The sequence below is a fragment of the Saccharopolyspora shandongensis genome, from assembly GCF_900106995.1.
GTDB classification, from domain to species: Bacteria; Actinomycetota; Actinomycetes; order Mycobacteriales; family Pseudonocardiaceae; genus Saccharopolyspora; species Saccharopolyspora shandongensis.
Map to the genome: position 1 here is coordinate 245,819 of NZ_FNOK01000002.1, position 24,148 is coordinate 269,966.

22 protein-coding genes are annotated in these 24,148 nt (G+C 70.9%); 11 read left to right on the plus strand and 11 right to left on the minus strand.

Annotated elements, in window-relative coordinates; genetic code table 11:
- The first annotated feature begins 13 nt into the window (after positions 1-13).
- Together BLW84_RS02875 and BLW84_RS02880 are read left to right on the plus strand one after the other, a co-directional pair.
- Entirely contained in the window at positions 14-877 is an 864-nt protein-coding gene (locus BLW84_RS02875; RefSeq protein WP_093260907.1) for a hypothetical protein, read from the plus strand.
- A gap of 177 nt (positions 878-1,054) precedes the next feature.
- Positions 1,055-2,422 (plus strand): hypothetical protein, encoded by a 1,368-nt coding sequence (locus BLW84_RS02880; RefSeq protein ID WP_093261125.1) that lies wholly within the window; start codon positions 1,055-1,057, stop codon positions 2,420-2,422.
- 60 nt (positions 2,423-2,482) lie between these two features.
- On the opposite strand, the gene BLW84_RS02885 is transcribed toward BLW84_RS02880, so the two are convergent.
- Positions 2,483-3,787 carry a glycosyltransferase 87 family protein gene (locus BLW84_RS02885; protein WP_093260909.1) on the minus strand — a complete coding sequence of 435 codons (1,305 nt, stop codon included), beginning with the start codon at positions 3,785-3,787 and terminating at the stop codon, positions 2,483-2,485.
- A gap of 293 nt (positions 3,788-4,080) precedes the next feature.
- On the opposite strand from BLW84_RS02885, the gene BLW84_RS02890 reads away from it, so the two are divergent.
- Positions 4,081-4,932: a GGDEF domain-containing protein gene (locus BLW84_RS02890; protein ID WP_093260911.1), complete on the plus strand. Its 852-nt coding sequence runs from the start codon at positions 4,081-4,083 to the stop codon at positions 4,930-4,932.
- 540 nt (positions 4,933-5,472) lie between these two features.
- Here BLW84_RS02890 and BLW84_RS02895 read toward each other — a convergent pair.
- On the minus strand, positions 5,473-6,564 hold the full coding sequence (locus BLW84_RS02895) for an inositol-3-phosphate synthase (RefSeq protein WP_093260913.1): 1,092 nt from the start codon (positions 6,562-6,564) through the stop codon (positions 5,473-5,475).
- A gap of 20 nt (positions 6,565-6,584) precedes the next feature.
- Positions 6,585-7,175, minus strand: coding sequence for a PadR family transcriptional regulator (locus tag BLW84_RS02900; protein ID WP_093260915.1), 591 nt, complete (start codon positions 7,173-7,175; stop codon positions 6,585-6,587).
- Positions 7,176-7,423: 248 nt separating this feature from the next.
- On the opposite strand from BLW84_RS02900, the gene BLW84_RS02905 reads away from it, so the two are divergent.
- The 5 genes from BLW84_RS02905 to BLW84_RS02925 all read left to right on the plus strand — a co-directional run bounded on the left by BLW84_RS02905 (position 7,424) and on the right by BLW84_RS02925 (position 13,739).
- Positions 7,424-7,828 carry a DUF5318 domain-containing protein gene (locus tag BLW84_RS02905; protein ID WP_207954109.1) on the plus strand — a complete coding sequence of 135 codons (405 nt, stop codon included), beginning with the start codon at positions 7,424-7,426 and terminating at the stop codon, positions 7,826-7,828.
- A 420-nt stretch (positions 7,829-8,248) separates the two neighbouring features.
- Positions 8,249-11,203 carry a transglycosylase domain-containing protein gene (locus tag BLW84_RS02910; protein ID WP_143060846.1) on the plus strand — a complete coding sequence of 985 codons (2,955 nt, stop codon included), beginning with the start codon at positions 8,249-8,251 and terminating at the stop codon, positions 11,201-11,203.
- Positions 11,204-11,281: 78 nt separating this feature from the next.
- Positions 11,282-12,928 (plus strand): glycosyltransferase family 87 protein, encoded by a 1,647-nt coding sequence (locus BLW84_RS02915; RefSeq protein ID WP_245760889.1) that lies wholly within the window; start codon positions 11,282-11,284, stop codon positions 12,926-12,928.
- 30 nt (positions 12,929-12,958) lie between these two features.
- A complete protein-coding gene (locus BLW84_RS02920; protein ID WP_093260921.1) occupies positions 12,959-13,375 on the plus strand; it encodes a hypothetical protein in 417 nt (138 codons plus the stop codon).
- Positions 13,376-13,547: 172 nt separating this feature from the next.
- The gene (locus tag BLW84_RS02925) at positions 13,548-13,739 is read left to right on the plus strand and encodes a PspC domain-containing protein (RefSeq protein ID WP_245760890.1); all 192 of its coding nucleotides are present in this window, start codon (positions 13,548-13,550) and stop codon (positions 13,737-13,739) included.
- A 28-nt stretch (positions 13,740-13,767) separates the two neighbouring features.
- On the opposite strand, the gene BLW84_RS02930 is transcribed toward BLW84_RS02925, so the two are convergent.
- From BLW84_RS02930 to BLW84_RS02955, 6 genes are all read right to left on the minus strand, one after another.
- On the minus strand, positions 13,768-14,415 hold the full coding sequence (locus BLW84_RS02930) for a hypothetical protein (protein ID WP_093261131.1): 648 nt from the start codon (positions 14,413-14,415) through the stop codon (positions 13,768-13,770).
- Positions 14,412-15,242 carry an ABC transporter ATP-binding protein gene (locus tag BLW84_RS02935; RefSeq protein WP_093260923.1) on the minus strand — a complete coding sequence of 277 codons (831 nt, stop codon included), beginning with the start codon at positions 15,240-15,242 and terminating at the stop codon, positions 14,412-14,414. Before BLW84_RS02935 ends, BLW84_RS02930 begins: the two co-directional genes overlap by 4 nt.
- A 20-nt stretch (positions 15,243-15,262) precedes the next feature.
- Positions 15,263-16,678 (minus strand): M20/M25/M40 family metallo-hydrolase, encoded by a 1,416-nt coding sequence (locus BLW84_RS02940; RefSeq protein ID WP_093260925.1) that lies wholly within the window; start codon positions 16,676-16,678, stop codon positions 15,263-15,265.
- Positions 16,679-16,730: 52 nt separating this feature from the next.
- Positions 16,731-17,282, minus strand: a complete 552-nt coding sequence (locus BLW84_RS02945; protein WP_177226241.1) for a GOLPH3/VPS74 family protein — start codon at positions 17,280-17,282, stop codon at positions 16,731-16,733.
- A 105-nt stretch (positions 17,283-17,387) separates the two neighbouring features.
- A complete protein-coding gene (locus tag BLW84_RS02950; protein WP_093260929.1) occupies positions 17,388-18,038 on the minus strand; it encodes a GOLPH3/VPS74 family protein in 651 nt (216 codons plus the stop codon).
- Between the two features lie 129 nt (positions 18,039-18,167).
- Entirely contained in the window at positions 18,168-18,827 is a 660-nt protein-coding gene (locus BLW84_RS02955; RefSeq protein WP_177226242.1) for a GOLPH3/VPS74 family protein, read from the minus strand.
- A 354-nt stretch (positions 18,828-19,181) separates the two neighbouring features.
- Between BLW84_RS02955 and pdhA the strand changes: the two genes are divergently transcribed.
- The 3 genes from pdhA to BLW84_RS02970 all read left to right on the plus strand — a co-directional run bounded on the left by pdhA (position 19,182) and on the right by BLW84_RS02970 (position 22,992).
- Positions 19,182-20,399 carry a pyruvate dehydrogenase (acetyl-transferring) E1 component subunit alpha gene (pdhA, locus tag BLW84_RS02960; RefSeq protein ID WP_093260933.1) on the plus strand — a complete coding sequence of 406 codons (1,218 nt, stop codon included), beginning with the start codon at positions 19,182-19,184 and terminating at the stop codon, positions 20,397-20,399.
- Positions 20,399-21,415: an alpha-ketoacid dehydrogenase subunit beta gene (locus BLW84_RS02965; protein WP_093260935.1), complete on the plus strand. Its 1,017-nt coding sequence runs from the start codon at positions 20,399-20,401 to the stop codon at positions 21,413-21,415. The genes pdhA and BLW84_RS02965 overlap by 1 nt, the downstream gene beginning before the upstream one ends.
- A gap of 263 nt (positions 21,416-21,678) precedes the next feature.
- On the plus strand, positions 21,679-22,992 hold the full coding sequence (locus BLW84_RS02970) for a dihydrolipoamide acetyltransferase family protein (RefSeq protein WP_093260937.1): 1,314 nt from the start codon (positions 21,679-21,681) through the stop codon (positions 22,990-22,992).
- Between the two features lie 51 nt (positions 22,993-23,043).
- Here BLW84_RS02970 and BLW84_RS02975 read toward each other — a convergent pair whose 3' ends face one another.
- Together BLW84_RS02975 and BLW84_RS02980 are read right to left on the minus strand one after the other, a co-directional pair.
- The gene (locus BLW84_RS02975; RefSeq protein ID WP_093260939.1) at positions 23,044-23,514 is read right to left on the minus strand and encodes a pyridoxamine 5'-phosphate oxidase family protein; all 471 of its coding nucleotides are present in this window, start codon (positions 23,512-23,514) and stop codon (positions 23,044-23,046) included.
- A gap of 108 nt (positions 23,515-23,622) precedes the next feature.
- The gene (locus BLW84_RS02980; RefSeq protein ID WP_093260941.1) at positions 23,623-23,856 is read right to left on the minus strand and encodes a hypothetical protein; all 234 of its coding nucleotides are present in this window, start codon (positions 23,854-23,856) and stop codon (positions 23,623-23,625) included.
- Positions 23,857-24,148 lie beyond the last annotated feature (292 nt).

Below are 24,148 nucleotides of genomic sequence, written 5' to 3' on the forward strand. Positions count from 1 at the left end.
TTCTGGCACCGAGATGTCCCGCCGCGACCGCACGACGGGAGCCGCCCGACCGTGGCGGCTGCTGACCCGTGCCCTGGTGGTGGTGGGCGCGACGGCCGCCGGAACCTCCGCGGCTTGGCTCATCGGCACCGGGCTCCCGGCGGACGCCGCGAACGTCGCCCCGGCCGCGCCCGCCGACGAATCGGCCGCGCCGCCGGAATCCGCGAACCCACCGGCCGCGCCGGCGGAAGGTGCGACCACCGAACGGTCCGGCCCGGCGGCGTTCTCGCTGGGCCGCCTGAACCCGGTCGAGCTGGTCCGGTCCGAGCCGGCGGAGCGGTTGCTCGACGCGGCGAAGCCGGTGACCGGCGTGCTGCAGGAGTCCGCCGACGGCGTCCGGCACACCGCGGGCGATGCGCTGTCGGTCACCGAAGCCCAGGCGGGCGCGCTGTCCACGTCCGTCGACAATGGACTGGGCGGGCTAGGCGGCTCGCTGCTGACCGGGGAAACCACCCCGCAGCAGGGTTTTTCACCACCCTCGCCGCTTCCGCAGGCCGTACCGGCGCCGGGCGCGGCGCCCGCCGTCCCGCAGTCGGCGCAGCTGGTCGAGCACCAGCGGTCGTCGGAGCAGGCGGAGACGGTCACCGGGCCGCGCGGGCCGGAACCCGCTGAGGCGCCCGGAAACCAGGGCTGGCCAAGGCCTTTCGCCCTGCCCACGCTGCCCGGCGCGCCCGGCTGCGGCGGTACCGGCGACGGGCAGCAGCACAACACCGCCGCGGTCGGCTGCTACCCGGCCGAACCGGCTCGCACCCCCGTCTTCGCCGGGGCGTCGACCCGCGACTTCGCCAGCACGCTGAGCAGCGCGCCCGAACCGCAGCCGGGCACCACCCCCGACTAGGCCGCCGCGCGGCGCAGGCGACGGATCTCGTTGCCGCCGAAAGGAAATCCGCCGCGCGCAACCCGGATCCACATTTCCGATGCCCGCCGTCTCCAGATGATCAAGTTCCGATGACGGTGTGGCGCCCGCAGTTGATTTTGCTCCCCCGCACGGGGAAACCTTGTGAAGGAGAAATTCATGCAGACTTGGGCGAAGCGCGGAGTGCAAGCCGCGCTGGTCACCGGTGGGATGTTGGCCGTCGGCACGGGGGTCGCGTCCGCCAGCCAGGCCTGCCCGGAGCGTCCGACCCCGCCACTGGGCGAATCGATGCTCCCGCCAGTACTCGACGAGCTCGGAGACGATGCGGTGCCTGCCGATCGGTGCTTCGCGGGTGAGCTGTTCCCCGAGAGCTCCGGCACGCGGTACAACGCACCGCTGGTGGAGTCGCGGACCAGCCACCCGGTCACCGCGATCGCGGGCACCATCGACCCGGTGCACGACCTGCTGCCGGCCGTCGAGAACGAGCTGACCCGGGAGATGCCGGCGCTGCGCGACTGGCACATCCCGGCGCAGACCGCCCCGCTGCACCTGGCCGGCTGGGTCGCCGACCCCGCCGAAGCCCGACCGCTGGACCTCGTGCCCGGCCTGTCGCCCTTCGACGGCGAACGCCCGGTCACGCCCGCCGAGGGCTTCCACCGCTCGCTGAGCTGGGCTGGTCCCATCGGTGCCGTCATCCAGGGAGGTGCCAACACCCTCGACGAGGGTGCATTTCCAACGGGTGCGCTCCTGGATGTCCCTGCAGACCTCATGATCCCGCACGACGACCTGGTCTACTTCGACGGCTTCAGCGCCCCGGCCGGCGGCATCGTCGACCTCTGGGAGGACGCGCTGGTCGGCGGCCAGGGCGGCCTGGTGACGCCGGACCAGGTGGATCTCACCACCGCGGAGCTGCCCGGGCTGCGCAGCGACCTGCGCACCGTGCCGCACGAGGTGCTGGCCGGGGCGCTGTCCGCGGTCGCCGCCGAGCCGGCGCCGCGCGCCGACCTCGTGCCGCTGGAGGTGCCGGGCGAACACCAGGTGAAGGCCAACGAGATCCCGGACCTCACCGGAATCCCCCTGGTCAGCGTGTCCCGGACGCCGGGCACCACGCAGCGCAGCGAGTCCCCCGGCGTGACGGCGCCGCTGCCGGTGCTGGGCGAGCTCAACGCGTTCAGCGGCGGCCAGACCTCGGTGCCGCAGGTCAGCCGGATCTCCGCCGCGCTGGACGGCACCGCGGCGCGCAGCGACGAGCCGGCGTTCACCGCCGCGCCGCTGCGCTCCGACGTCGCGGTCACAGTGCTGGATGCGCTGGCCGCGGCGGTGCCCCCGGAGGAGGTCGTCACCCGGAACCCGTTCCGGCCGGTGCCCGCACCGCGGACCGGCGGCATGGCGCTGCCGGTGCTCGACGGCGGCGTCCCGGACATCACGGCGGTGCAGGGCCACACGCTCCCGACGCCGGGCTTGACCTCGGACGGCGCGCTGCGCTCCCTGGAGAACGCGGACACGGTCGTGTTCAACCGGATCTGATCCGAACGCGAAAAACCGGGGCGAGCATCACGCTCGCCCCGGTTTTTTCATGCCTGGGAACTACGGCACCGGAGCGGTTCGGGGGGTTTCCGGGGCTGCTTCGCCCGGGTCGATCACCGTGCGCCGGGACCGCCACCACAGCACCGCGTTGTAGAGCAGGAACGCCAGTCCGAAGTAGACGTAGGCGTTGCCGATCAGCTGCTGCAAGAAGTTCCAGGTCAGCTCCAGGCCGTCGCCCTGGGGCATCTTCCAGTGCGGGCCCATCATGAAGAACCCGGCCGTCATGGCGGTCGCCAGCAGCAGCCCCCAGTTCCGCCGGACGTAAGCCGCGCCGATCAGCAGCACCAGCCCGGGGATCGCCCAGACCCAGTGGTGCGACCAGGAGATCGGCGACACCAGCAGCCCGAAGATGGCGTTGATCGTCACCGCCGTCGGCAGGTCCCGCTGCCGGACCGCGTGCACCATCCCCGCCACGGCCAGCACCAGTGCGAGGAGCGCGAGCAGCCCGAACACCACGGTCAGGCTCTGCGTGGACATCTTGCTCAGCAGCGAGCGCAGCGACTGGTTGCCCGCGTAGGTCGACGCGTCACCGGTGAACTTCGGCCCGAAGGACACGTTGCTGCTGGCCAGCATCTCCTGCAGCCAGAACCGCCGGGCGTTGTCGAAGGTCAGCGCGAAGCCCAGCAGCGCGGTGCCCAGGAAGGTCAGCAGCGAGACCACGATCATCCGGACGTCCCGGCGCAGCAGCGGCAGCAGCAGGAACACCAGCGGCGTCAGCTTGATCCCGGCGGCCAGGCCGATCAGCAGGCCGCGCGGGTACGGCAGCTTCTTCGCGCCGTCGGTCCGCCACAGGCAGTCGATCGCGACCAGCGCCATCAGCACGATGTTGATCTGCGCGTAGGTGATCGTCTCCAGCACCGGCTCGCTGATCGTGGCCAGCGGCAGCGCCGCCGCCGTCACCAGCAGCACCTTGTCCCGGTGCGCGCGCAGGAACGTCGACGCGCTGAGCACCACGTACAGCGTCGCGATCAGCGCGAGGTGGCTGACCAGCATGATCACCGCGGTCGAGCCGGCTTTCGGGATCAGCGCCAACGGCGCGAACACGATCGCCGCGAACGGCGGGTAGATGAACGGCAGCTCCAGTCCGGATTCGGTGGCCGGCAGGCCGTTGTAGAGGTCGCGCCCGGCCAGCAGCGCCTTCGCGCCGAGCCGGTACACCTCGCCGTCGATGTGGTCGTGCGTGTTGACGGTGGAGACCACCATCACCGCGACCAGCTCCGCGACCGCGATCACGGTCAGCAGAGATCGGTGGTCGCGCAACCGCTCCCGCAGCGGCGGTAGACCCGCGGTCCCGTGCACCGGCATGCACCATCCTCTCGCCTGTCGGCACCCCGACCAGCGTAGGGATTCGATCTGCCGATGGGGTGGCGCGGGGCGTTTTGAGCGCAATGCCACCTGTCGATGTTTCACCTGCTCGAATCACGAAGTCCCGGCCGCCGAGGTGACCTGGGCGGAAACGGTGTGTGAACAACTAACGCACAGTCATATGCGCAGCGTGAATACCATCAATACGGGTGGTCACTGAGGCCTTGAATTTCGCCCTGCACTGAGGGGAGGCTCAGACAGACTGCTCCGTTTGGTGGGGAGGAGGGGGCCGAATGAGTGTCCTCGAGGTGACCGCACCAGGCCAGTTGGCGCCGGTTTGGGACGAACTCATCAGCGGACTGAATCTCGGCGTGCTGCTGACCGACGACCGTGGCCAGGTGCTGGCCACCAACGACGTCGCCGCCGAGCTGATGAAGCTGGCCAAGGCCGACCTGCTCACCGGCGCCCGGCCGGCCGGCTGGCAAGTGCGCGACGACACTGGCGCCCCGATGCCCGACTGGGCCGAGCTGGCCGGCCAGGTGCTGCGCGCCGGTTCGCCGCTGTCCATCCCGATGGTGATCGCCCGCAGCGGCCAACCGCTGAGCCGCATCTGGGCGGACTACCACGCGGTGCAGGTGCAGGGCCGCCGCCGGGTGCTGGTATTGCTGCAGCCCGTGCACACCGACGTCCCGCACAGCCGCGGTCTGCTGGACCCGCTGACCGGCCTGCCCGCCCGCGTCCTCCTGCTGGACCGGCTGGAGCAGTCGCTGGTCCGTGCGCGCAGCCGAGGAACGCTGTCCACGCTGGTGCTCATCGACGTGCAGCAGCTGGCCGACTTCAACGCCGAGTACGGCTTCGACCGCGGCGACGACCTGCTGACCACGCTGGCCGGGCGGCTCCGGGAGGGCCTCAGCGACGAGCACACCGTCGCCCGCTACGGCGGCGACGAGTTCGCGGTGGTCGCGGAGCACCCGAGCGGCACCGGCGAGGAGATCGCCGCGCAGGCGCGGGCGGCGGCGGGCTGGCCGGTGCGCATCGGCCGGAAGCGAGTTCGTCCCGGGTTGCGGGTGAGCTGGGTGACCACCGACGGCCAAGCGTCGGTGCACGCGGTTCTCGCCCGGGCCGAACAACAGCTCCAACACTAGGAAAGGAGGTACCGCGTGGGTCTTGAGCAGGCCCCGAGCAAGAAACAGGGGGCACCCGCGCGAAGCGGGTGCCCCCTCCTCATGCCCTCATGCCCGGTCTCCGCCGTCCGGGTCTCCGCAACTTCGATGGAAATCGGACCTTCGGTTTCCATCGAAATTGCGCGGGTTGTCCACAGGCGGCCGAAGTTGTCCACAGGGGTTCGGCGTGGCGCACGTCCTCGACCGCTGGTGGTGACCGCAGTTTCAATTGAGGGTTTTTCATCCTGGTCGGGTACCGCAGCTGCGGTGTCTGACCTGCGCCTGCGTGCGTGCGGTCGCCAAGCGCCGTCAGGCGCTTTCAGGCCCACCCTCGCAACTGGCACCGCCGCGGGTTCACGGAGCCCACCCCTCTGGGGTTCCTCCGGCGAGGACGGCCCTGACGCCGTGTATTGGACATACATAAGTCAGGGCACCCACAGCCAGGCGGACGCTGAGGTTCCGCTACCGGCACCGCCACGCAAAACGAGGTTGGAAAAACCTCATTGAAATTGCGGCGAGTGGTCAGTGCTCCAGCTTGCCTGCGATGAAGTCCTCGACCGCCTGGTAGGCGGCGGAGTCGGAGTACTGCTCCGGCGGCGACTTCATGAAGTACGACGACGCGGACAGGATCGGTCCGCCGATGCCCCGGTCCTTGGCGATCTTGGCGGCCCGGACCGCGTCGATGATGATCCCCGCCGAGTTCGGCGAGTCCCACACCTCCAGCTTGTACTCCAGGTTCAGCGGCACGTCGCCGAACGCGCGGCCCTCCAGCCGGATGTAGGCCCACTTGCGGTCGTCCAGCCACGGCACGTAGTCCGACGGTCCGATGTGCACGTTGCGCTTGCCGAGGTCGCGGTCCACCTGCGAGGTCACCGACTGCGTCTTGGAGGTCTTCTTCGACTCCAGCCGCTCCAGTTCCTTCATGTTCAGGAAGTCCATGTTGCCGCCGACGTTCAGCTGCATCGTGCGGTCCAGGTGCACGCCGCGGTCCTCGAACAGCTTGGCCAGCACCCGGTGCGTGATGGTGGCCCCGACCTGCGACTTGATGTCGTCGCCGACGATCGGCACGCCCGCGTCGGTGAACTTCTGCGCCCACTCCGGGTCGGAGGCGATGAACACCGGCAGCGCGTTGACGAAGGCCACGCCGGCGTCCAGCGCGCACTGCGCGTAGAACTTGTCCGCCGCCTCGGAGCCCACCGGCAGGTAGGACACCAGGACGTCGACCTCGGCGTCCTTGAGCGCCTGCACCACGTCGACCGGCCGCTCGTCGGACTCCTCGATGGTCTCCCGGTAGAAGCGGCCGAGACCGTCGTAGGTGTGGCCGCGCTGCACCGTGACGCCCAGCGGCGGCACGTCGGCGATCTTGATGGTGTTGTTCTCGCTGGCGACGATCGCCTCGGACAGGTCGCGGCCGACCTTCTTCGCGTCCACGTCGAAGGCGGCGACGAACTTCACGTCGCGCACGTGGTAGTCGCCGAAGGTGACGTGCATCAGGCCCGGTACCCGGGTCCCGGGCTCGGCGTCGGCGTAGTAGTGAACGCCCTGCACCAGCGACGCCGCGCAGTTCCCGACGCCCGCGATCGCCACCCGCACCGCTCGACGATCTCCGCCCATGGCAGGGCCCTCCTTCTTGCTCATCTGTCGTGTCCTTGCAGTTCTTGCTCGCCGACGTTGGGTCGGCCTGGCGCCGCAGCAGCCTGCTCGGCGCGTTCCTGTTGGATGATTTCGTCGAGCCAGCGGACCTCGTGCTCGCTGTGGTCCAGCCGGAGTCGGTGCAGCTCGCGGGTATAACGGTCCAACCGGTCCCCGGCGTCCGCCAGTGCGCTGCGCAGGTCGTCGCGGCGTTCCTCGACGCGGCGCCGACGCCCTTCCAAGATCCGCATCCGGACCTCGGCCGGCGTGCGGGAGAAGAACACCATGTGCACGCCGAAGGCGTTGTCGTCGCAAGCCTGCGGCCCGCAGTCGCCGACCAGCTCGGCGAACCGGTCCTGCCCGGCGGCTGTGATGCGATACACGCGGCGCGTCCGCCGACCCCACCCGCGCGAGCCGGGTGCGTCGGTTTCTTCCTCGATCAACCCGGCGCGGAGCAGCCTGCGTAACGTCGGGTACAAAGTCCCGCAGGACAGTGCGCGGAAGGCGCCGAGCGTGTCGTGCAACCGCTTCCGCAGCTCATAGCCGTGCATCGGGGCTTCGTGGAGCAGTCCGAGCACGGCGAGTTCAAGCATCTGCACCTCCTCCGCCCGCGTTCAGCGCCCGATTGCCGCCCAATCGCAGCGCCGGATTCCAGGGCGGCCCCGCACACCCACAGATCGCGGCGAGGCAGGCCACCCTTGGGAGTGTATCGCGCCGATATATCGGAAAACACAATCGAGCGGCCCTAGACGTGGTAGTCGTCACCGCTGGTGGCGGCCGGGGGCCCGGCCTGCCCTGAACGGCGCATGGAGCAGCCGTCGTCGACACGTACTCTGTGGGCGTGCGGACCCAACGGCAAGTGGTCGACTACGCGTTGCAGCGCCGAGCGCTGCTCGCGCAGGTCCACGCTGGCCGCGTCGGGGTGATGGAGGTCTGCGACGCCGACCCGTACCTGCTGCGGGCGGCGAAATTCCATGGTGAGCCGAGCGGGGTGACCTGCCCGGTGTGCCGGAAGGAACCGTTGACCCTGGTGTCCTGGGTCTTCGGCGACGCCCTCAAGCACGCGTCCGGAACGGCGCGGGCCCCCGAGGAGCTCGACCGGATGGCGGCCATGTTCGAGGAGTTCAACGTCTACGTCGTAGAGGTATGCCGCACATGTAACTGGAACCACCTCGTGCAGTCGTACGTCCTCGGGACTGATGGGTTGAACAACAGCCGGTCCCGGCGCAAGACTGCAGCGGAGTGACAGCGGTCGTGACCCCGAACGCGATCGCGCGCCCGGTGCGGCGCAACCCCGACGTGAACGCATCACACGGCGTCCGACGACGCCTGTCCTGGAGGCCCACTCGTGAACGACGAGCGTGACGACCCCACTCGAGGGCGCCACTCACGGCATCCGCACCCCGACGGTCGAGGCACGCCACCCCCGCCACCTGGGCCTCCGCGCCCCGGTGACCAGGCACGCCCCCCGCAGCGCCCGGCACCCGGCCCGCCGCCGGGCCCGCCAGGTGCGGGTGCCCCGGCATGGCCGGGTGACGAGCCGCGATCAGGCGGCCCCGGCCCGCGGTCGGCGCCGCCGAACCCGCCGGGCAACCGGCGGCCGGGTGCGGACCGCAGCTCGGAGGAAACGCAGCAGCACGCCCCGGTGCCGCCGCCCGGCCAGCCCATGAAGTGGCCGGAAGCGGAGCCGCCGCAGGAGCAGACCGGCGCGTGGACGCCGTCGTTCGACGATGACGACGATGACGACTCGCCGCTGGGCAAGCGGCTCAGCGGGGACTCCCGCGAACCCGACGACGACGGCGGGCGCAAGCTCGACCTGCCGACCACGTACACCCAGGTGCCGCCGAACGCCGGACGGCAGGGGCCGCCACCGCCGCCGCCAGGCGCGCAGCAGGGTCGGCAAGGCCCACCGCCGCCCCCGCCGGGACCGCCGCCAGGGCGGCCGCCGCAGCCGCCAGGCGAGCAGCCGACGCAGAACATCCCGCAGACCCCGGCGGACGATCGCGACAGCGATCGACGCCGGGCCGGTGGTGCTGCCGCGGCGGGAGCCGCCGCAGGCGGGATCGCCGGGGCGGCCGCAGGCGCCGGGATGGCAGGCGCCGCCGGTGCGGGCGCGGCCGGAGCCGGAGGCGCGGCCGGTGCGGGCGCGGCCGGAGCCGGAGGCGCGGCCGGTGGAGCCGCCATGGGCGCCGCAGGCGCGGCGGCGGGAGCCGCCGGTGGGCCGAAGGGCGGTGCCGGTGGCGGCGGGGGCGTAGCCCCCGAGCCGCAGCTGCTCACGCACCAGGAGCAGGGGAACTACAACTACTACGCCGACGACTACGGCGACGACCCGTACGGCGGGCACGACGGGGATGATCGGAATGGCGACGACTTCGATGATCGCGGCCGCGATCTCGACGACCGGTACCGGGATGACGACTTCCACGCCGGCCCGGACGACATCCCCGACCCGGACGACGAAATGAGCGCCCGCCAAGCGAAGCGCAGTCGGCTCTGGCAGCGTGTCCGCCGGTCCTGCTACGTCGCCGCGGCCTTAGCCGTCCTGGTGCCGACCGCGGTGTTCATCTACGGCTACATCGCCTGGGATCCGCCGAGCGAGGCTGCGGTGATGAGCAAGACCCGGCCGATCGAGCTGAAGTACGCGGACGGTTCGCCGATGGGGCGCATCGAGCCGGACGGCTCGGCGGAGGTCGTGCACGACATCAGCGAGGTCTCGGTGGCGATGCAGAACGCCACCATGGCGGCCGAGGACGCCAGCTTCCGCACCAACCCCGGCTTCGACTTCAACGGCATCGTGCGGTCGGTCTACTACCTGGCGACCGGTTCCGGCGTCGGTGGTGGCTCCACGATCACCCAGCAGTTCCTCAAGCTGGACCAGGACCTCAAGAAGGACCCGACCTACGTCCGCAAGATCAAAGAGGTCGTCCTGGCGTTCAAGCTGACGAACAACCAGAGCAAAGACAACATCATGCTCGCCTACATGAACACGGCCGACTACGGCCGCGGTGCGAACGGCATCACGGCCGCGGCGCGGGCCTACTTCGGCAAGAAGCCGAGCGAGCTCAACGCGGCCGAGGCCGCCGTGCTCGCCGGCGTGGTGCAGACGCCCTACGGCAAGAACAGCAACGACCCGGGCCTGAACCCGGAGAAGGCCGAGAAGCGCTGGGACTACGTCGTCGGGCAGATGGCGGAGAACGGCTTCATCACCTCGGCGGAGAAGGCGTCCATGAAGATGCCGCAGACCCTGCCGCGGTTGGAGTGGAAGACCAACAGCAGGTTGACGCCGGAGCAGGACGCCATCTACAAGGCCATCTTGGCCGAGCTGGAGCCCAAGGGTCTGAGCGAGAGCGAGCTGTCCCGCGGCGGCTACGTGATCAAGACGACCATCGATCCGGGCGCGCAGCAGAAGGCCGAGCAGGCCGTGCAGGACGTGATGGGTTCCCAGCCGGAGACGCTCCGCACCTCGCTGGTCGCGGTCGACCCGGAGAACGGTGAGGTCCGGGCGTACTACGGGTCCAAGAAGCAGAACGGCGACCTGGACTGGGCCAGCACGATCCAGGAACCGGGCTCGTCGTTCAAGCCGTTCGCGGTGATCGCCGGCCTGGAGAGCGGCAAGGGCATCGGCGAGTACTACGACGGCAGCGGCCCCCAGACGATCGCCGGGCACAAGTTCGACAACGCGCCCGGCGTCCGCTGCGACGACCCGACGCACTGCGGTATCCGCGAGGCGATGACCAAGTCCGTCAACACCGTGTTCGTCAACATGGCGGCCGATTTCGGGCCGAAGAAGGTGGCCGACGCCGCTTACCAGGCGGGCATTCCGGAGTCGACGAAGCTGGAAAGCCCCGGCGGGGCCGTCGAGGCCGGTATCGCGCTGGGCATGTACCGGGTGCTCCCGCAGGACATGGCGGCCGCGTACGGCTCGTTCGTCAACGGCGGCAACAAGGTTCCGGCGCACTTCGTGAAGGAGGCCATCAGCCCCGAGACCGGTGCGTTCGACCTCAAGATCCCGGAGCCTGAGCCCGCCTACGGCAGCGCGTCGGAGAGCAAGGACATCGCCTACAACGTCTCGCAGTCGATGCTGGAGGTCGCCGAGCACTCGAAGGTCCCGCTGGCCGGCAACCGGCCCGTGGTGTCCAAGACCGGTACCCACCAGTGGCTGAACACCACGAAGAACAAGAACGCCTGGATGATCGGCGCGGTGCCGCAGATCTCCACCGCGGTGGCGATTCAGAACGACGACGGCGGCCCGCAACCGCTGGCCGACTCGACCGGCGCGAGCTTCTACGGCGGCAGCTGGCCCGCCAAGGTGTGGAAGAAGTTCATGGATTCCTACCTGCAGGGCAAGAAGGTCGAGGAGTTCCCGAAGGGCGACTCGATCGGGCAGTTCGCGGACGTCCCGCCGCCTCCGCCGCCGACCACGGAGCCGCCGCCGACGACGTCGCAGCCGCCGACCTCGCCGCAGACCGAGACCAGCGAGCCGGACGAGCCGACCACCAGCAAGGAGCGGCCCGGCCACTGCAGTTGGCTCGACCCGAACTGCAACGACAGCGGTGGCGGCGGTAATTCCGGCGACGGACCGCCGAACGTCGCACCGACCAGGACGAAGCCGAACGGATAGGACGCAGCACACCCGGAGGGGCACCCGCGAGACGGCGGGTGCCCCTCCGCTTCGTCCGGCCCCAAGTAGCATCCGGGCGTGTCCACCTCGAACGAGCCCGGCAGCACCGAACCGACGCCGACCCCCGGCGGGCGCGCGAGTTCGGCGGTGGACAGCGATTCCCTCGACCCCGCTGATCGCGTCGCGCCGACCTGGACCGAGCCGATGGCGCAGAAGCTCAGCCGGCCCTTCGGCGGCCGCCTCGGGCGGCACGCGCAGGTCGGGCGCCAGTGGTTCTGGACGCCGCTGCGGGTGATCTTGTTCTTCGCGGTGCTGGTGCTGGCCGCGTCCTGGCTGTTCAAGGCGCCCTGCCAGGTCACCTACGACACCGGCAACGGGCCGCAGCTGGACTGGCGGAACAGCAAGCAGTACACCGCCATGTGCTACACCGACATCATCCCGCGCTACGGCATGGGCGATCTCGCGCCGGACGACGCGTTCCCGTACAAGACGGCCTGGCTGGAGAACGCCGGCACGCCGCAGGAGAAGGTCCGGTACATGGAGTACCCGGTGCTGACCGGGTTGTTCCAGTGGGTCAACGCGCGGGCCGCGGACGGTTGGGCGACCCTGGCGGGCTTCGGCTGGCTGCCGGCCGGCCTGACCAGCGTGCTGTACTTCAACATCTCGGCGTTCTGGCTGGCCGCGGCCTGGTTGGTGACGATCTGGGCGCTGGTGCTGCTGTCCCGCCGGCGGGTCTGGGACGCCGCGCTGGCCGCCGTGTCGCCGCTGGTCTTCGTGCACGTCTTCACCAATTTCGACGCCCTGGCCACGGCTTTCGGCACCGCCGGCCTGCTCGCGTGGGCGCGGCGCAGGCCGGTGCTCGCAGGGGTGCTGATCGGGCTCGGCGGCGCGGCGAAGCTCTACCCGCTGTTCTTCCTCGGCCCGCTGCTGGTGCTGGCCTGGCGCGCCGGGAAGACGGCGGACGCGCTGCGCTCGGTGCTGGCCGCCGCGCTGGCCTGGCTGGTGGTCAACGTGCCGGTGCTCGTGCTCTACCCGGAGGGTTGGCGGGAGTTCTTCCGGCTCAACAACGAACGCCCGGCAGATCCGGACTCGCTGTACAACGTGCTGATGTACTTCACCGGCTGGGCGGGTTTCGACGGCCCGCTGCGGGACGGTGCCACGCCGACGGTGCTGAACGCGGTCAGTCTCGCCCTGTTCCTCGTCGCCTGCCTCGGCGTCGGGTGGCTGGCGCTGGCCGCGCCGACCCGGCCGCGGCTGGCGCAGCTGTGCTTCCTGGTGGTCGCGGCGTTCCTGCTGACCAACAAGGTGTGGAGCCCGCAGTACTCGCTCTGGCTGGTGCCGTTGGCGGTGCTGGCCATTCCGCGCTGGCGGCTGCTGCTGACCTGGATGATCGTCGACGCCGCGGTGTGGGCGCCGCGGATGTACTACTACCTCGGCACCGGCAACAAGGGCCTGCCGGAGGGCTGGTTCCTGGGCGCGGTGGTGATCCGCGACGCGATGGTCGTCGCGCTGTGCGTGCTGGTCGTCCAGGAGATCGTGCGGCCGGAGCGGGACAAGATCCGCGCGGCGCTCGCGATGCGGGGCGGGCGCGAGCCGGGCGCGATCGACGACCCGTGCGGCGGCTTCCTGGACGGCACACGAGACCGATTCGTGTTACCCGGTGTCGCCCGCTGGGGTAAGGATCGGCCCGGACCGGGGACGCGCGCTTTAGCGTCGAGGCGGTGATCTTCCGCCCCTGATGGAGGTGCTTCGCCGATGGTCGGCCGACGATCCCGCACCCTGGTGCTCACCGCGGCGGCCGTGCTGGCCGCGCCCGCCGCGCCCGCCGCGCCCGCGTCGGCCGAGACGTCGCCGGGTGTGCTGGAAGTCCGCCTGGGCGAAGCGACCTGCCATGACCTGTCGCCGCTCACCGCGACGTTCCCGTGGTTGAGCGCGTTCTTCCCCGGTGACCTGAGCGCGTCGCCGCTGGTCCGCTACGAGATCCGCGGCGCTGCGGACGGGTACGTGCCGTTCGAGGTGACCGTCGACGGCGAGCCGCGCGCCGTCGGGACGGTCGGTCGCGGCGGCCTGGTCTCGGCGCAGGTCCCGCTGACCAACGAGAAGGCGACCGAGGTCGTGGTGACCTCCGGGCGGCAGGTCCTGGCGGACCGCACCTACCACGCCCGCTGCTGATCGACCCGCCGAAAGAGAGGTGCCCGCCCGGGTCCCCCGCCGGGCGGGCACCGGCGCTTCCGGCGTAGGACTGCGGGCGGACGGGGCGTCAGCCTGCGGTCGGATCCGGTTCAGGGGGATCTCGGGGTCGTTCCCTGACGTATCGCGGCACCGCCTCGGCGAGCATTGAGGCATGACGACGTACCGCATGGCACTGTCCCGGCCGAGCGACAAGGCGATGATCGCGGGGGTGTGCGCCGGTCTGGCCGACCGGTTCGGGATGAAGCCGTTCACCGTCCGCCTGCTGTTCCTGCTGTCCTGCCTGCTGCCCGGCCCGCAGTTCGTGATCTACATCGTGCTCTGGGTCCTGATCCCGAAGCGCTGACCCTGCCGCGAAATCGGCGGTACCGCCGCTAGGCGCGGCGGACGCACCAGGCCGTGACCAGCAGCGTGCTGGCGGCCAGGCCGAAGGCGGCGACGAGCGCGGACCGCACGAGCAGCGCGGCGCTCGTCGCGTCCGCGCTCAGCGCCAGCAGCAGTGGGAACGCCAGCGGAATCCACTTCGCCAGCAAGGTGATCGCGAACAGCGCCGCCGCCGCGATCACCGTGTACCCGATGCGGCGGACGACCAGTCCGGAGCACGGCAGGGCCACGGCGATGCCGAACGCGGCGCACGCGACGTGCGCCAGCACGCCGATGCCGAGATCGCCCGGCGGGTGGTCGAGCCCGTGCGAGATCTCCGCCCAGGCAACGGAAAGCACCGCGAGCCCGATCGAGCAGCACAGCACCGCCAGCACGACGCCGACCAGCATCCGGGCCATCGATCCGGCGTGTGCGCGGGTGACCGTGCGCTGCACGACGTCCTCCACGTCGACCAGCGCGATCGTCAACCAGCCCGCCACGACCAGCAATCCCGCCGCGGTCACCGCGAAACCGGGCAGCGCCGGGCCGTCGTTGTTGCTGTAGAAAACGGCCAGCAACCCGATGTAGAGCAGCACCGGCGGCAGGTAGCGCTGCGAGTGGCCGAGGATGGCCAGCTGGTAGCGGATCAGCGGGATCACCGCGAGGCCACCGAGAGCACCGCGCAACCCTGCTGGATCGCCTTGAGCAGCAAGGATTCCCGAGCTTCCACGGTCACCACCAGCGTCACGTCCAGATGGCCCGGCCGCACCGCCTGCACGCCGGGCTGCGCCGCCCAGTCGACGGATTCGCCGTCGCACAACACGATCCGGCAAGTCTCGACCTCGGCTTCGAGCGGTTCGAGGCGCCCGTCGGCGAGCCGGTGCGAGCGGGTGGCCAGCGCCCGCACCGCTTCCGGGCGATGGTCGGTGAACACGACGGCCGTGCCCGCCGCCGCGACCTCGCCGATCACCTCGGTGAGCACGCCGCGCGAGTCCGGATCCAGGCCCGACCACGGTTCGTCCAGCACCAGGAGCTCGGGATCGCACAGCAGCGCCTGCGCGATCCCGACCTTCTGCGCGTTGCCCTTCGACAGGTCGCGTAGCGGGGTGTCCGGGCCGCCGGCGAGCGCGAAGCGGTCGAGCCAGCCGTCGGCCCGAGCCGTGGCATCCACAGTGGACAGTCCGCCGATCCGGCCCAGGTGGCGGAGGTAGGCGCGGGCGCTCATCCGCTGCCGAGCGGGAAACCGGTCCGGCACGTACCCGATGCGCGGGCGTCCGCTGACGGTGCCGCCGGACGGCCGCGAGATCCCGGCCAGGATGCGCAGCAGCGTCGACTTCCCGGACCCGTTGGCGCCCAAGATGCCCACGGCCGCACCGGCCGGCACGTCGAGGTCAACGCCCCGAAGCACTGACCGGGCCCCATGGCGCTTGGTAACGCCCGAAAGCTCCCGAACCGCCACGCCCGTCCCCTCGAAAGTCGTCCGCATCCGCCGACGCGAGATTTCGGTCAGCGGCGGGCGTGGGCGTCGAGGACGTAGGCGATGGCCGAGGTGACCTTGGCCGCGAAGGCCAGGTGCAGCGACTCGTCCGGCACGTGCGCGTTGCTGTCCGGGCCGAGCGCGCCGGTCACCACGAACTGGGCGTCCGGGTAGGCGTTGTGCAGCAGGCCCATGAACGGGATCGAGCCGCCGAGGCCCATCGTCCGCCAGCCCGCGCCGAACACCTCGTCGCTCGCCTGGTCCAGCACCGCCGCCAGCCACGGCGCGAGGTCGGGCGCGTTCCAGCCCAGCCCGGTCTCGGCGTGCCCGAAGGTCACCTTCGCGCCGTAGGGCACGTCGGTGGTCAGCCGCTCCTGGACCGCGCGGATCGCGGCCTCCGGGTCGGCGGTCGGCGGCAGCCGGAAGCTCAGCAGCACCGTCGTGTAGGGCCGCAGCACGTTGCCCGCGTCCGCGGGCTTCGGCAGCCCGTCGGCGCCGATCACCGAGAGCGTCGGCCGCCAGGTGCTGTTCAGGGCGAGCTCGACCTCGTCCTCGTCGACCGGGCGCAGCCCCTCCGGCCACGGCACGACGTTGCGCACCAGGCCGGGCACGGCCTCGATCGCGGCGCGCACCTCGGCGACCCGGTTCTCCGGGATCTGCACGGTCAGCTCGGGCACCAGGATCTCGCCGGTCGCGGAGTCCTCCAGCCGGTCCAGCAGCTCCCGCAGCACCCGGAACGAGCTGGGCGCGATGCCGCTGGCGATGCCGGAGTGCAGGCCGCTGTCGAGCACCTGCACCTTGACCTCGAGCTGCACCATGCCGCGCAGCGAGTTCGTCAGCCACAGCCGGTCGTAGTCGCCCGCGCCGGAGTCCAGGCACACCACCAGCGACACGGCGCCGAGCCGGTCGGACAGGTGGTCCAGGTAGGCGGGCAGGTCGGGGCTGCCGGACTCCTCGCCGGTCTCCAGCAGCACCACGCAGCGCGCGTGCGCGCCGCCGTGCGCGCGGACCGCCTCGATGGCGGTGATCGCCGCGTACCCGGCGTAGCCGTCGTCGGCGGAGCCGCGGCCGTACAGCTGGCCGTCGCGGACCACCGGCGTCCACGGCCCGAGGCCCTCGGACCAGCCGCCGACCGGCGGCTGCTTGTCGAGGTGGCCGTAGAGCAGCACCGTCTCGTCGGGCGCGCCCTCGCTGGCCGGGATGTCCACCAGGAGCAGCGGGGTGCGTTCCGGCAGCCGCACGACCTCGATGTTCGCGCCCGCGATGTCCCGCGCCGCGATCCACGCCCGCAGGTGCTCGATGGCGGCGTCGAGATGCCCGGAGGCGACCCACTCGGAGTCGAAGGAGGGCGAGATCGCCGGGATCTTCACCAGCTCGGAGAGGCTCGGCAGGACGGATTCGTCCCACGCCTGGTCAACGGTCTTCGCTACGGCTGCACGATCCACACCGCGATCCTATGCCCGCTCCCACCTGGTCGTCGTGGATGGCCGGAACTGCTCAGCAGCCCCCCGGTGCGGCAAGCAGCGACAGGACGACGAGGAACGTGCCCGCCTCGGCATCGGCGGACCGCCGGTCTTCGGTGTGGATCGCCATGATCGCCTGACCGATCGGGTCTTGCTGCCCGAACACGGCCAGCGCCGCCCGGTCCGCAGGGAACGGGATCAGGTCGTCGCCGAGCCCGCTGCCGTGCACGATCCCGGCGAGCGCGATGGTGCGCGGATCCTGCTCCGCCCAGCCGTTCAGCAGGTACCGGAGTCGGGTGAGCGCCGGATCGCGGACCTCCGGGTCCGGCACGTATCGCGTGCCACCCGACGGGTGGCCGGCCGCTTCGGGCCGGAGTAGCCCGGCCCGCACGAGGTGCTGCAGCCACGATTCGTACAGCAGCGCCTGGTCCCGCAGGCAGTTGGTCAGCGAGATCGCCGATGGCCGCTGGATCAGCTTGCCGAGCAAGTGGTCCAGGAACGGGTGCGCCATCGGGGTCGGATCGGTGACGAAGACGTAGCCGCGGTCGATCATGATGCGGCGGTGCAGGGCGAGCTCGCCGATCACACCCGCGGCGACGGCGAGCCTGGTCGACGAGCCGTACTCGTGCCCGCGGGCGTGCGGCCGATCAGCGTCAATTCCTCGGGCAGGATCCGTGCCATGATCGCTCCTTCAGCTGCCGCTTCCCACGGCCGCGGAGGTGGTGGCCGCGATGGCTCCGGCGCTGATCGCCGCGGTCGCGGCCGCGACCGCGGCTTCCACGGCCTTGCCGAGCTGCTCGCCCTTGCTGATCTCCTTCAGCCGCTTGCGCTCCGCGCGCTCCAGCCCGAGCGTTCGCACCAGGTTGGTCGCGTGCACCATCGCCGCGAGCAGCGCCCGGCGGTTGTCCAGCGCGATCTCGTCGCGGGCGACCGCGCGCAGTTCGGCGATCAGCGCCTGCCGCGTCCCGGGGTCGGGGAAGTACTTGGCGTACGGGATGAACAGCGCCGACTTCTCCTCGTGGCGCATCAGGCCGCGCTCCGCGAGGGCCGCGCAGTGCACCTTGCGCGCGTTCTTGCGGCGCTGGATGAAGCTTTGCGCGGCCACCGGCTTGTTCGCCGGCCCCGCCTTCTTCACCAGGTATGCCATGCAGTCGTCGAGCCAGCCGACGCCGCTCGGGCTCGCGTCGAGCACCTGGATCTTCTTCTGGACGAATTCGATCCGCTGCTGCAGCACGAGCTCGCCGAGTTCCGCCGCGCCGGCGTAGTCGGACATCGAGTGGTACGAGCCGTTGTCCTTCTGGAGCAGCAGCACGAACTCTTCGGGCAGGGTCAGCGTGGTCATGCCGCCCAGTCTCCCAGCGAATCGCGGCAGACGCGGCGGAATCGGACCGACTGGACGCGGCCCATCGCCGCCAGGAACCGCATCGCCAGCGGTTCGGCCATGGGAAGTGTTCTCTGCGTCCGGCGGGGTTCAGCCGCCCGCCACGGCGATGATCGCCGGGACCGCCGTGATGGCCACCAGCGCCGCCGCGACCGCCGCGCCGACGGCGTCGCCCAGGTCCTCCGTCTCGGCGATCGACTTCAGCCGGTTCCGCTGCGCGCGGTCGAAGTCGAGCAGGTAGACCAGTCCGCTGCGGTAGGTAAGCGCGCTGAGCAGCGCCAACCGCTCGTCGACCGGCCGCAGGCCGGCGGCCAGCTCGTGCAGCTCGGCGAGCAGCGCCCCGCGAACACCGCGATCCGGGTGGTAGCGGTCGTCCGGCAGCACGCCCAGGAACTTCCGCCGCTCGCGGCGCAGGATTCCGTGCTCGACCAGCACCTGGCGGTGCGTCGCGAACGTGCCGGTGCGCCCCGCCAGCCACCAGCTCAGGTCGATCGGCCGGTCCGGCCGCCCCGCTCGTTGCAGGAAGTCCTCGAACAGCCGGTCCATCCACGGCAGTCCGCTGGCACCGGAGTCGACCAGGCGCACCGCCGTGCCGGTCAGCTCGACGCGGTCCCGCAGGACCAGCTCGCCGATCTCGGCTGCGGCGGTCGCCGTGTTCGGGTTCGCGCTGACGAAGTACGTGCCGTTGTCCTTGTGGAGCAGCAGGACGAACTCGTCGGGTAGCGCGAACGGGTTGGGGAACTCGGCCACGGGTCCAGTTTGTCCTATTTTTGCCGCCAGAGACACCGGCTTCGCAATATCGGTACCGCGATGGTCCACAAAGCATTAGTCGGACCTCCATTACTTCGATGACCTGCGGTTTTGCCTTTTTCGACGGCGAACTACGGTGATCACACGGGAGGACGCAGACCGGGCCGCGGTCGTGCCGAATCCCTGTGGCAGGGCTCACGAAAAGGGCCGGTTTCGTGCCAGGATGACGGGGAGCGATCCAACCGCTCCGACCGGAACGCCGGGCGATCCACCAGATCACCTGCGGTTTCGGCCGGGGCTGTCGGGCCACACCGCCACAAGCGGGTGGGCCGGCGCGACACGAGGAGATCACGCATGTCCCCCGAGCAATGGACGCGACCCGAGACCGAAGGCACCACCGGCCCCCCTGCCGCTGTCGCAGCGAAACCCACACGGGAGCAGGTGATCGCCGGTTTGCGCGCCACGAGCGAAGGTGGAGCTGACCTGGTTCAGCTACTCACCCCAGAAGGTCAGCGGGTCGAGCACCCGGACTTCGACATCGACGTCTCCGACGCGCAGTTGCGCGACCTGTACCGGGACATGGTGCTGGTGCGCCGCGCCGACCGGGAGGGCAACGCCCTGCAGCGGCAGGGCCAACTGGGCATCTGGGTGCCGTTGCTCGGCCAGGAAGCCGCCCAGATCGGGGCCGGCCGGGCGTTGCAGCCGCAGGACATGGCCTTCCCCAGCTACCGCGAGCACGGCGTCGCCTGGTGCCGCGGCATCGATCCGACCGACCTGCTGGGCATCTTCCGCGGCACCGACCACGGCAGCTGGGACCCGGTCGACACCCGGTTCCACCTGTACACGATCGTCATCGGCAACCAGTGCCTGAACGCCACCGGCTACGCGATGGGCCAGCGCTTCGACGGCAAGGTCGGCGAGCCCGACGGCGAGGCCACCATGGTCTTCTTCGGTGACGGCGCCACCAGCCAGGGTGACGTGCACGAGGCGATGGTGTGGTCGGCCGTCTACGACGCGCCGGTGGTCTTCTTCTGCCAGAACAACCAGTGGGCGATCTCCGAGCCGCTGGAGCGCCAGACCCGCGTGCCGCTCTACCGGCGCGCCAGCGGGTACGGCTTCCCCGGCATCCGGGTGGACGGCAACGATGTGCTGGCCAGCCTCGCGGTCAGCAAGTGGGCGCTGGACGAGTGCCGCCAGGGCAACGGCCCGGTGCTGATCGAGGCGTTCACCTACCGGATGGACGCGCACACCACCTCCGACGACCCGACCCGGTACCGGCTGGCCGACGAGCACGAGGCCTGGAAGCTCAAGGACCCGATCGAACGGCTGCGCGTGCACTTGGTCCGCGAGCAGATCGCCGACCAGGGCTTCTTCGACGGCATCGACGCCGAGGCCGACGAGCTCGCCGCCCGGCTGCGCGACTTCTGCTTCAACATGCCCGAACCACCACCGGAACGGATGTTCTCCGAGGTCTACGCCGAGGAGACCCCGCAGCTGGCCGCCCAGCGCGAGGACTACCTCCAGTACCTGGCCGGATTCGCCGACGAGGCGATGGCAGGAGGTGTGCGCTGATGGCCGCGCCCGCGTTGGAACGCCCGACCGCCACGGCTGGGACCCAGACCGTCACGATCGCCAAGGCGCTGAACATGGGCCTGCGCGCGTCGCTGGAACGCGACCCGAAGGTCCTGGTGATGGGCGAGGACGTCGGCAAGCTCGGCGGCGTCTTCCGGATCACCGACGGCCTGCAGAAGGACTTCGGCGAGCACCGCGTGCTGGACACGCCGCTGGCCGAGTCCGGCATCATCGGCGCCGCCATCGGGCTGGCCATCCGCGGCTACCGCCCGGTGTGCGAGATCCAGTTCGACGGCTTCATCTTCCCCGGCTTCGACCAGATCGTCTCCCAGCTGGCCAAGCTGCACTTCCGCAGCCAGGGCAAGCTGAAGATGCCGGTCGTGGTGCGGGTGCCCTTCGGCGGCGGCATCGGCGCCGTCGAGCACCACTCGGAGTCGCCGGAATCGCTGTTCGCACACATCGGCGGCCTGAAGGTGGTGTCCTGCTCGAACCCGGTGGACGCCTACTGGATGCTGCAGCAGGCCATCGAGTGCGACGACCCGGTGCTGTTCTTCGAGCCGAAGCGCCGCTACTACGAGAAGGCCGAGCTCGACCCGAGCGCGCCGCCGATCCCGCTGTTCAACTCGCGCGTGGTGCGCGCCGGTTCGGCGGTGACCGTGGCGGCGTACGGGCCGATGGTCCGCACCTGCCTCGACGCGGCGGCCGCGGCGGCGGAGGACGGGCTGGAGCTGGAGGTCATCGACCTGCGCACGCTGTCGCCGCTGGACCTGGACCCGGTGTTCGAGTCGGTGCGCCGCACCGGCCGGCTGGTGCTGGTCAGCGAGGCCCCGGCGGAGGCATCGGTCACCTCGGAGATCGCCACGAGGGTGCAGCAGGAGTGCTTCTACTCGCTGGAGGCCCCGGTGCTGCGCGCGACGGGCTTCGACACGCCGTACCCGCCCAGCAAGCTGGAGGAGGGCTACCTGCCCGACCTGGACCGGGTACTCGACGCAGTCGACCGCTCGCTGGCGTACTGACAGGCCTGTCTCCGGACTCGTTCTGCGTGGCGGTGCGGGTGGCGCCCCCCTGCGGGAGTTGCTGTCGCCTTCTCGCTGTGGGATCCCCGACCTCATGAATGACCTATTCACCACGTCGGGGCTGTCCTCGCTGGGAGAACCCCGGAGGGGTGGGCACCGTGAACCCGCGGCGGTGCGAGCTGCGAGAGCGGGCCAAGCGGCTTCGCCGCTTCAAAGACAAAATCAAGACCGAGTTCGCCAACAGGCTCTGAAGGAGTCGTTCGATGGCACTGAAGCACTTCCCGCTGCCCGACGTCGGCGAGGGGCTGACCGAAGCGGAAATCCTCGGCTGGCGCGTCCGGCCCGGTGACGCCGTCACCGTCAACCAGGTGATCGTCGAGATCGAGACGGCCAAGGCGTCCGTCGAGCTGCCCTGCCCGTGGGCCGGAACGGTCCGCGAGCTGCTCGTCGAGCCCGGGCAGACCGTCGAGGTCGGGTCGCCGATCATCGCGATCGACCTCGAAGGCTCGGCCGGTGGAGCCGCCCCCGCCGAGGGGTCCGGCAAGATCGGCGAGGAGTCCAACGGCCGCATCGCCACGCTGGTCGGCTACGGCCCGCGGACGGCGAGCGCCAAGCGCCGCCCGCGCAAGGGCCGGGTGCCCGTGGCCGCGCAGGTCGTGGAGGTTCCGGTGCCGGAACCGGTCGCGGTGGAGCCGGTGGCGCAGCAGGGCGGCTACGTGCCGCTGGCGAAGCCGCCGGTGCGCAAGCTGGCCAAGGACCTCGGCGTGGACCTGACCGCGCTCAGCGGGTCCGGGTCCGGTGGCGTGATCACCCGCGAGGACGTGCAGTCCGCCGCGGGCGGCACGGCCGTCGGGCTGCCCGCGGCGGCAGAGGCCCCCGGGCGGGAGCGGCGGGTGCCGATCAAGGGCGTCCGCAAGGCGACCGCGCAGGCGATGGTGGACAGCGCGTTCACCGCCCCGCACGTCACCGAGTTCCTCACCATCGACGTCACGCCGATGATGGAGCTGCGGGAACGCCTGAAGTCGCACCCGGAGTTCCGCGGCGTCAAGATCACGCCGCTGGCGTTCGCGGCGAAGGCCGTGTGCCTCGCGGCCCGCCGGACCCCGGACGTCAACGCCACCTGGGACGGCGCGGCCGGCGAGATCGTCTACAAGGACTACGTGCACCTGGGCATCGCGGCGGCCACGCCGCGCGGCCTGGTGGTGCCCAAGGTCCGCGACGCCGACCGGATGTCCCTGAAGGAGCTGGCGGAGGCGCTGGAGCGGCTCGCCACGACCGCGCGGGAGGGCAAGACGACCCCGGCGGAGATGGTGGGCGGCACGATCACCATCACCAACGTCGGCGTGTTCGGCGTCGACACCGGGACGCCGATCCTCAACCCGGGCGAGTCGGCGATCCTCGCGCTCGGCGCGATCCGCGACATGCCGTGGGTGGTGGACGGCCAGGTGGTGCCCCGGAAGGTCTGCCAGCTGGCGCTGAGCTTCGACCACCGGGTGGTCGACGGCCAGCAGGGCTCCCAGTTCCTGGCGGACGTCGGAGCGCTGCTGTCCGACCCCGGCATCGCCATCACGTACTGATCGGCAGCGAGGAGGCGCCTTCCGCCGGCAACACCGGTGGAAGGCGCTTTCTCACGTGCGCTTGAAGGTGCGGAGGCCTTCGGCCGGCGTCCAGTGCCGGATGACCAGGTGGGTGTGGTCGTCGGCGAGGCCGGTGGTGGTCACCTCGGTGAGGTCCAGGCGGAAGAGGTGCGAGTCCTCGCTCGGCGGCTTGGCCTCCTCGACCCACGCCCGCAGCTCGTCGCCGGTCACCTCGACCGCCCGGCCGGCGATCTTCGCGTCCGGCGCCGCCATCGAACCGTCGTCGGGGTTGGTGTGCAGCGCGAACCGCGGATCCCGCCGCAGGTCCAGCGCCTTCCTGGCGCCGGGCATCGAGCCCATCGTGAGGTCCGGGCCGCGCCAGCCGACCTCCGTGCCGCTGACCCGCGGCGAACCGTCCCGGCGCAACGTGGCCAGCACGTGGTGCTTGGCCGCCTCCAACCGCGCCCGGACGCTTTCCGCCAGTTCAGGCGCTTGTTCCGCGAATTCCTGCCACGACGTCATGCGCGCCATCGTGGCAGGCGGCACCGACACCGCGCAGGAAGGCGCGAACGGCCTGGTCACCTCGCCGAACGAGGCGAACAGGCCGTTCGCGTCAAAACCGGGTACGGGTCAGTCGCCCTTGCGGCGTCGTCCGCCGCGCCGGGATCCACCACTCGCCGACGCCGCCACCGGCTCGGCCGCCTCCGCGGACTCGTCCGCCGACGACTTCTGCTCGTCGTACTCGCGGAGGAAGTCGAACGCGTGCTTGTCGAAGTCGTGGACGTCGATCTCGGGCAGCTCGCCGAGCTCGCTGTTCAGTTCCCGGAAGATCGGTGTCTCCAGGTCAGGGGTGGTCTTCTTCACCGCTTCGCCCTCCCGTTCACTCTCGAAGCTGTGGCCGGGCCGCCGCGCGCGACGTCGTCCACCGCGTCTCGTTCCGAGCCCTCCCTGCGGAGCAGCTCGCCCGGCGCAGCCGGGCACCGCAAGGTGCCCGTCCCACGCCGGTGTGACGCGCGCCGAGGCGGATGGTGACTCCACCGCCGCCGACATTCATCCATTCGGACCAGTCCCATGGTGCACCCGCCGCTTGGCGCCGATGCACGGGCCCACAAAATGGTGCACCGCCCTGGTTCAACCTGCGTTCACTTTGTGCAAT

Coding starts and splice junctions, on each gene's coding strand:
- BLW84_RS02895 (WP_093260913.1), bottom strand. CDS start 6,564: ATGGGCGGAGATCGTCGAGCGGTGCGGGTGGCGATCGCGGGCGTCGGG.
- BLW84_RS02950 (WP_093260929.1), bottom strand. CDS start 18,038: ATGACCACGCTGACCCTGCCCGAAGAGTTCGTGCTGCTGCTCCAGAAG.
- pdhA (WP_093260933.1), top strand. CDS start 19,182: ATGTCCCCCGAGCAATGGACGCGACCCGAGACCGAAGGCACCACCGGC.
- BLW84_RS02970 (WP_093260937.1), top strand. CDS start 21,679: ATGGCACTGAAGCACTTCCCGCTGCCCGACGTCGGCGAGGGGCTGACC.
- BLW84_RS02965 (WP_093260935.1), top strand. CDS start 20,399: ATGGCCGCGCCCGCGTTGGAACGCCCGACCGCCACGGCTGGGACCCAG.
- BLW84_RS02880 (WP_093261125.1), top strand. CDS start 1,055: ATGCAGACTTGGGCGAAGCGCGGAGTGCAAGCCGCGCTGGTCACCGGT.
- BLW84_RS02875 (WP_093260907.1), top strand. CDS start 14: ATGTCCCGCCGCGACCGCACGACGGGAGCCGCCCGACCGTGGCGGCTG.
- BLW84_RS02890 (WP_093260911.1), top strand. CDS start 4,081: ATGAGTGTCCTCGAGGTGACCGCACCAGGCCAGTTGGCGCCGGTTTGG.
- BLW84_RS02885 (WP_093260909.1), bottom strand. CDS start 3,787: ATGCCGGTGCACGGGACCGCGGGTCTACCGCCGCTGCGGGAGCGGTTG.
- BLW84_RS02975 (WP_093260939.1), bottom strand. CDS start 23,514: ATGACGTCGTGGCAGGAATTCGCGGAACAAGCGCCTGAACTGGCGGAA.
- BLW84_RS02935 (WP_093260923.1), bottom strand. CDS start 15,242: ATGCGGACGACTTTCGAGGGGACGGGCGTGGCGGTTCGGGAGCTTTCG.
- BLW84_RS02920 (WP_093260921.1), top strand. CDS start 12,959: ATGGTCGGCCGACGATCCCGCACCCTGGTGCTCACCGCGGCGGCCGTG.
- BLW84_RS02925 (WP_245760890.1), top strand. CDS start 13,548: ATGACGACGTACCGCATGGCACTGTCCCGGCCGAGCGACAAGGCGATG.
- BLW84_RS02900 (WP_093260915.1), bottom strand. CDS start 7,175: ATGCTTGAACTCGCCGTGCTCGGACTGCTCCACGAAGCCCCGATGCAC.
- BLW84_RS02910 (WP_143060846.1), top strand. CDS start 8,249: ATGAAGTGGCCGGAAGCGGAGCCGCCGCAGGAGCAGACCGGCGCGTGG.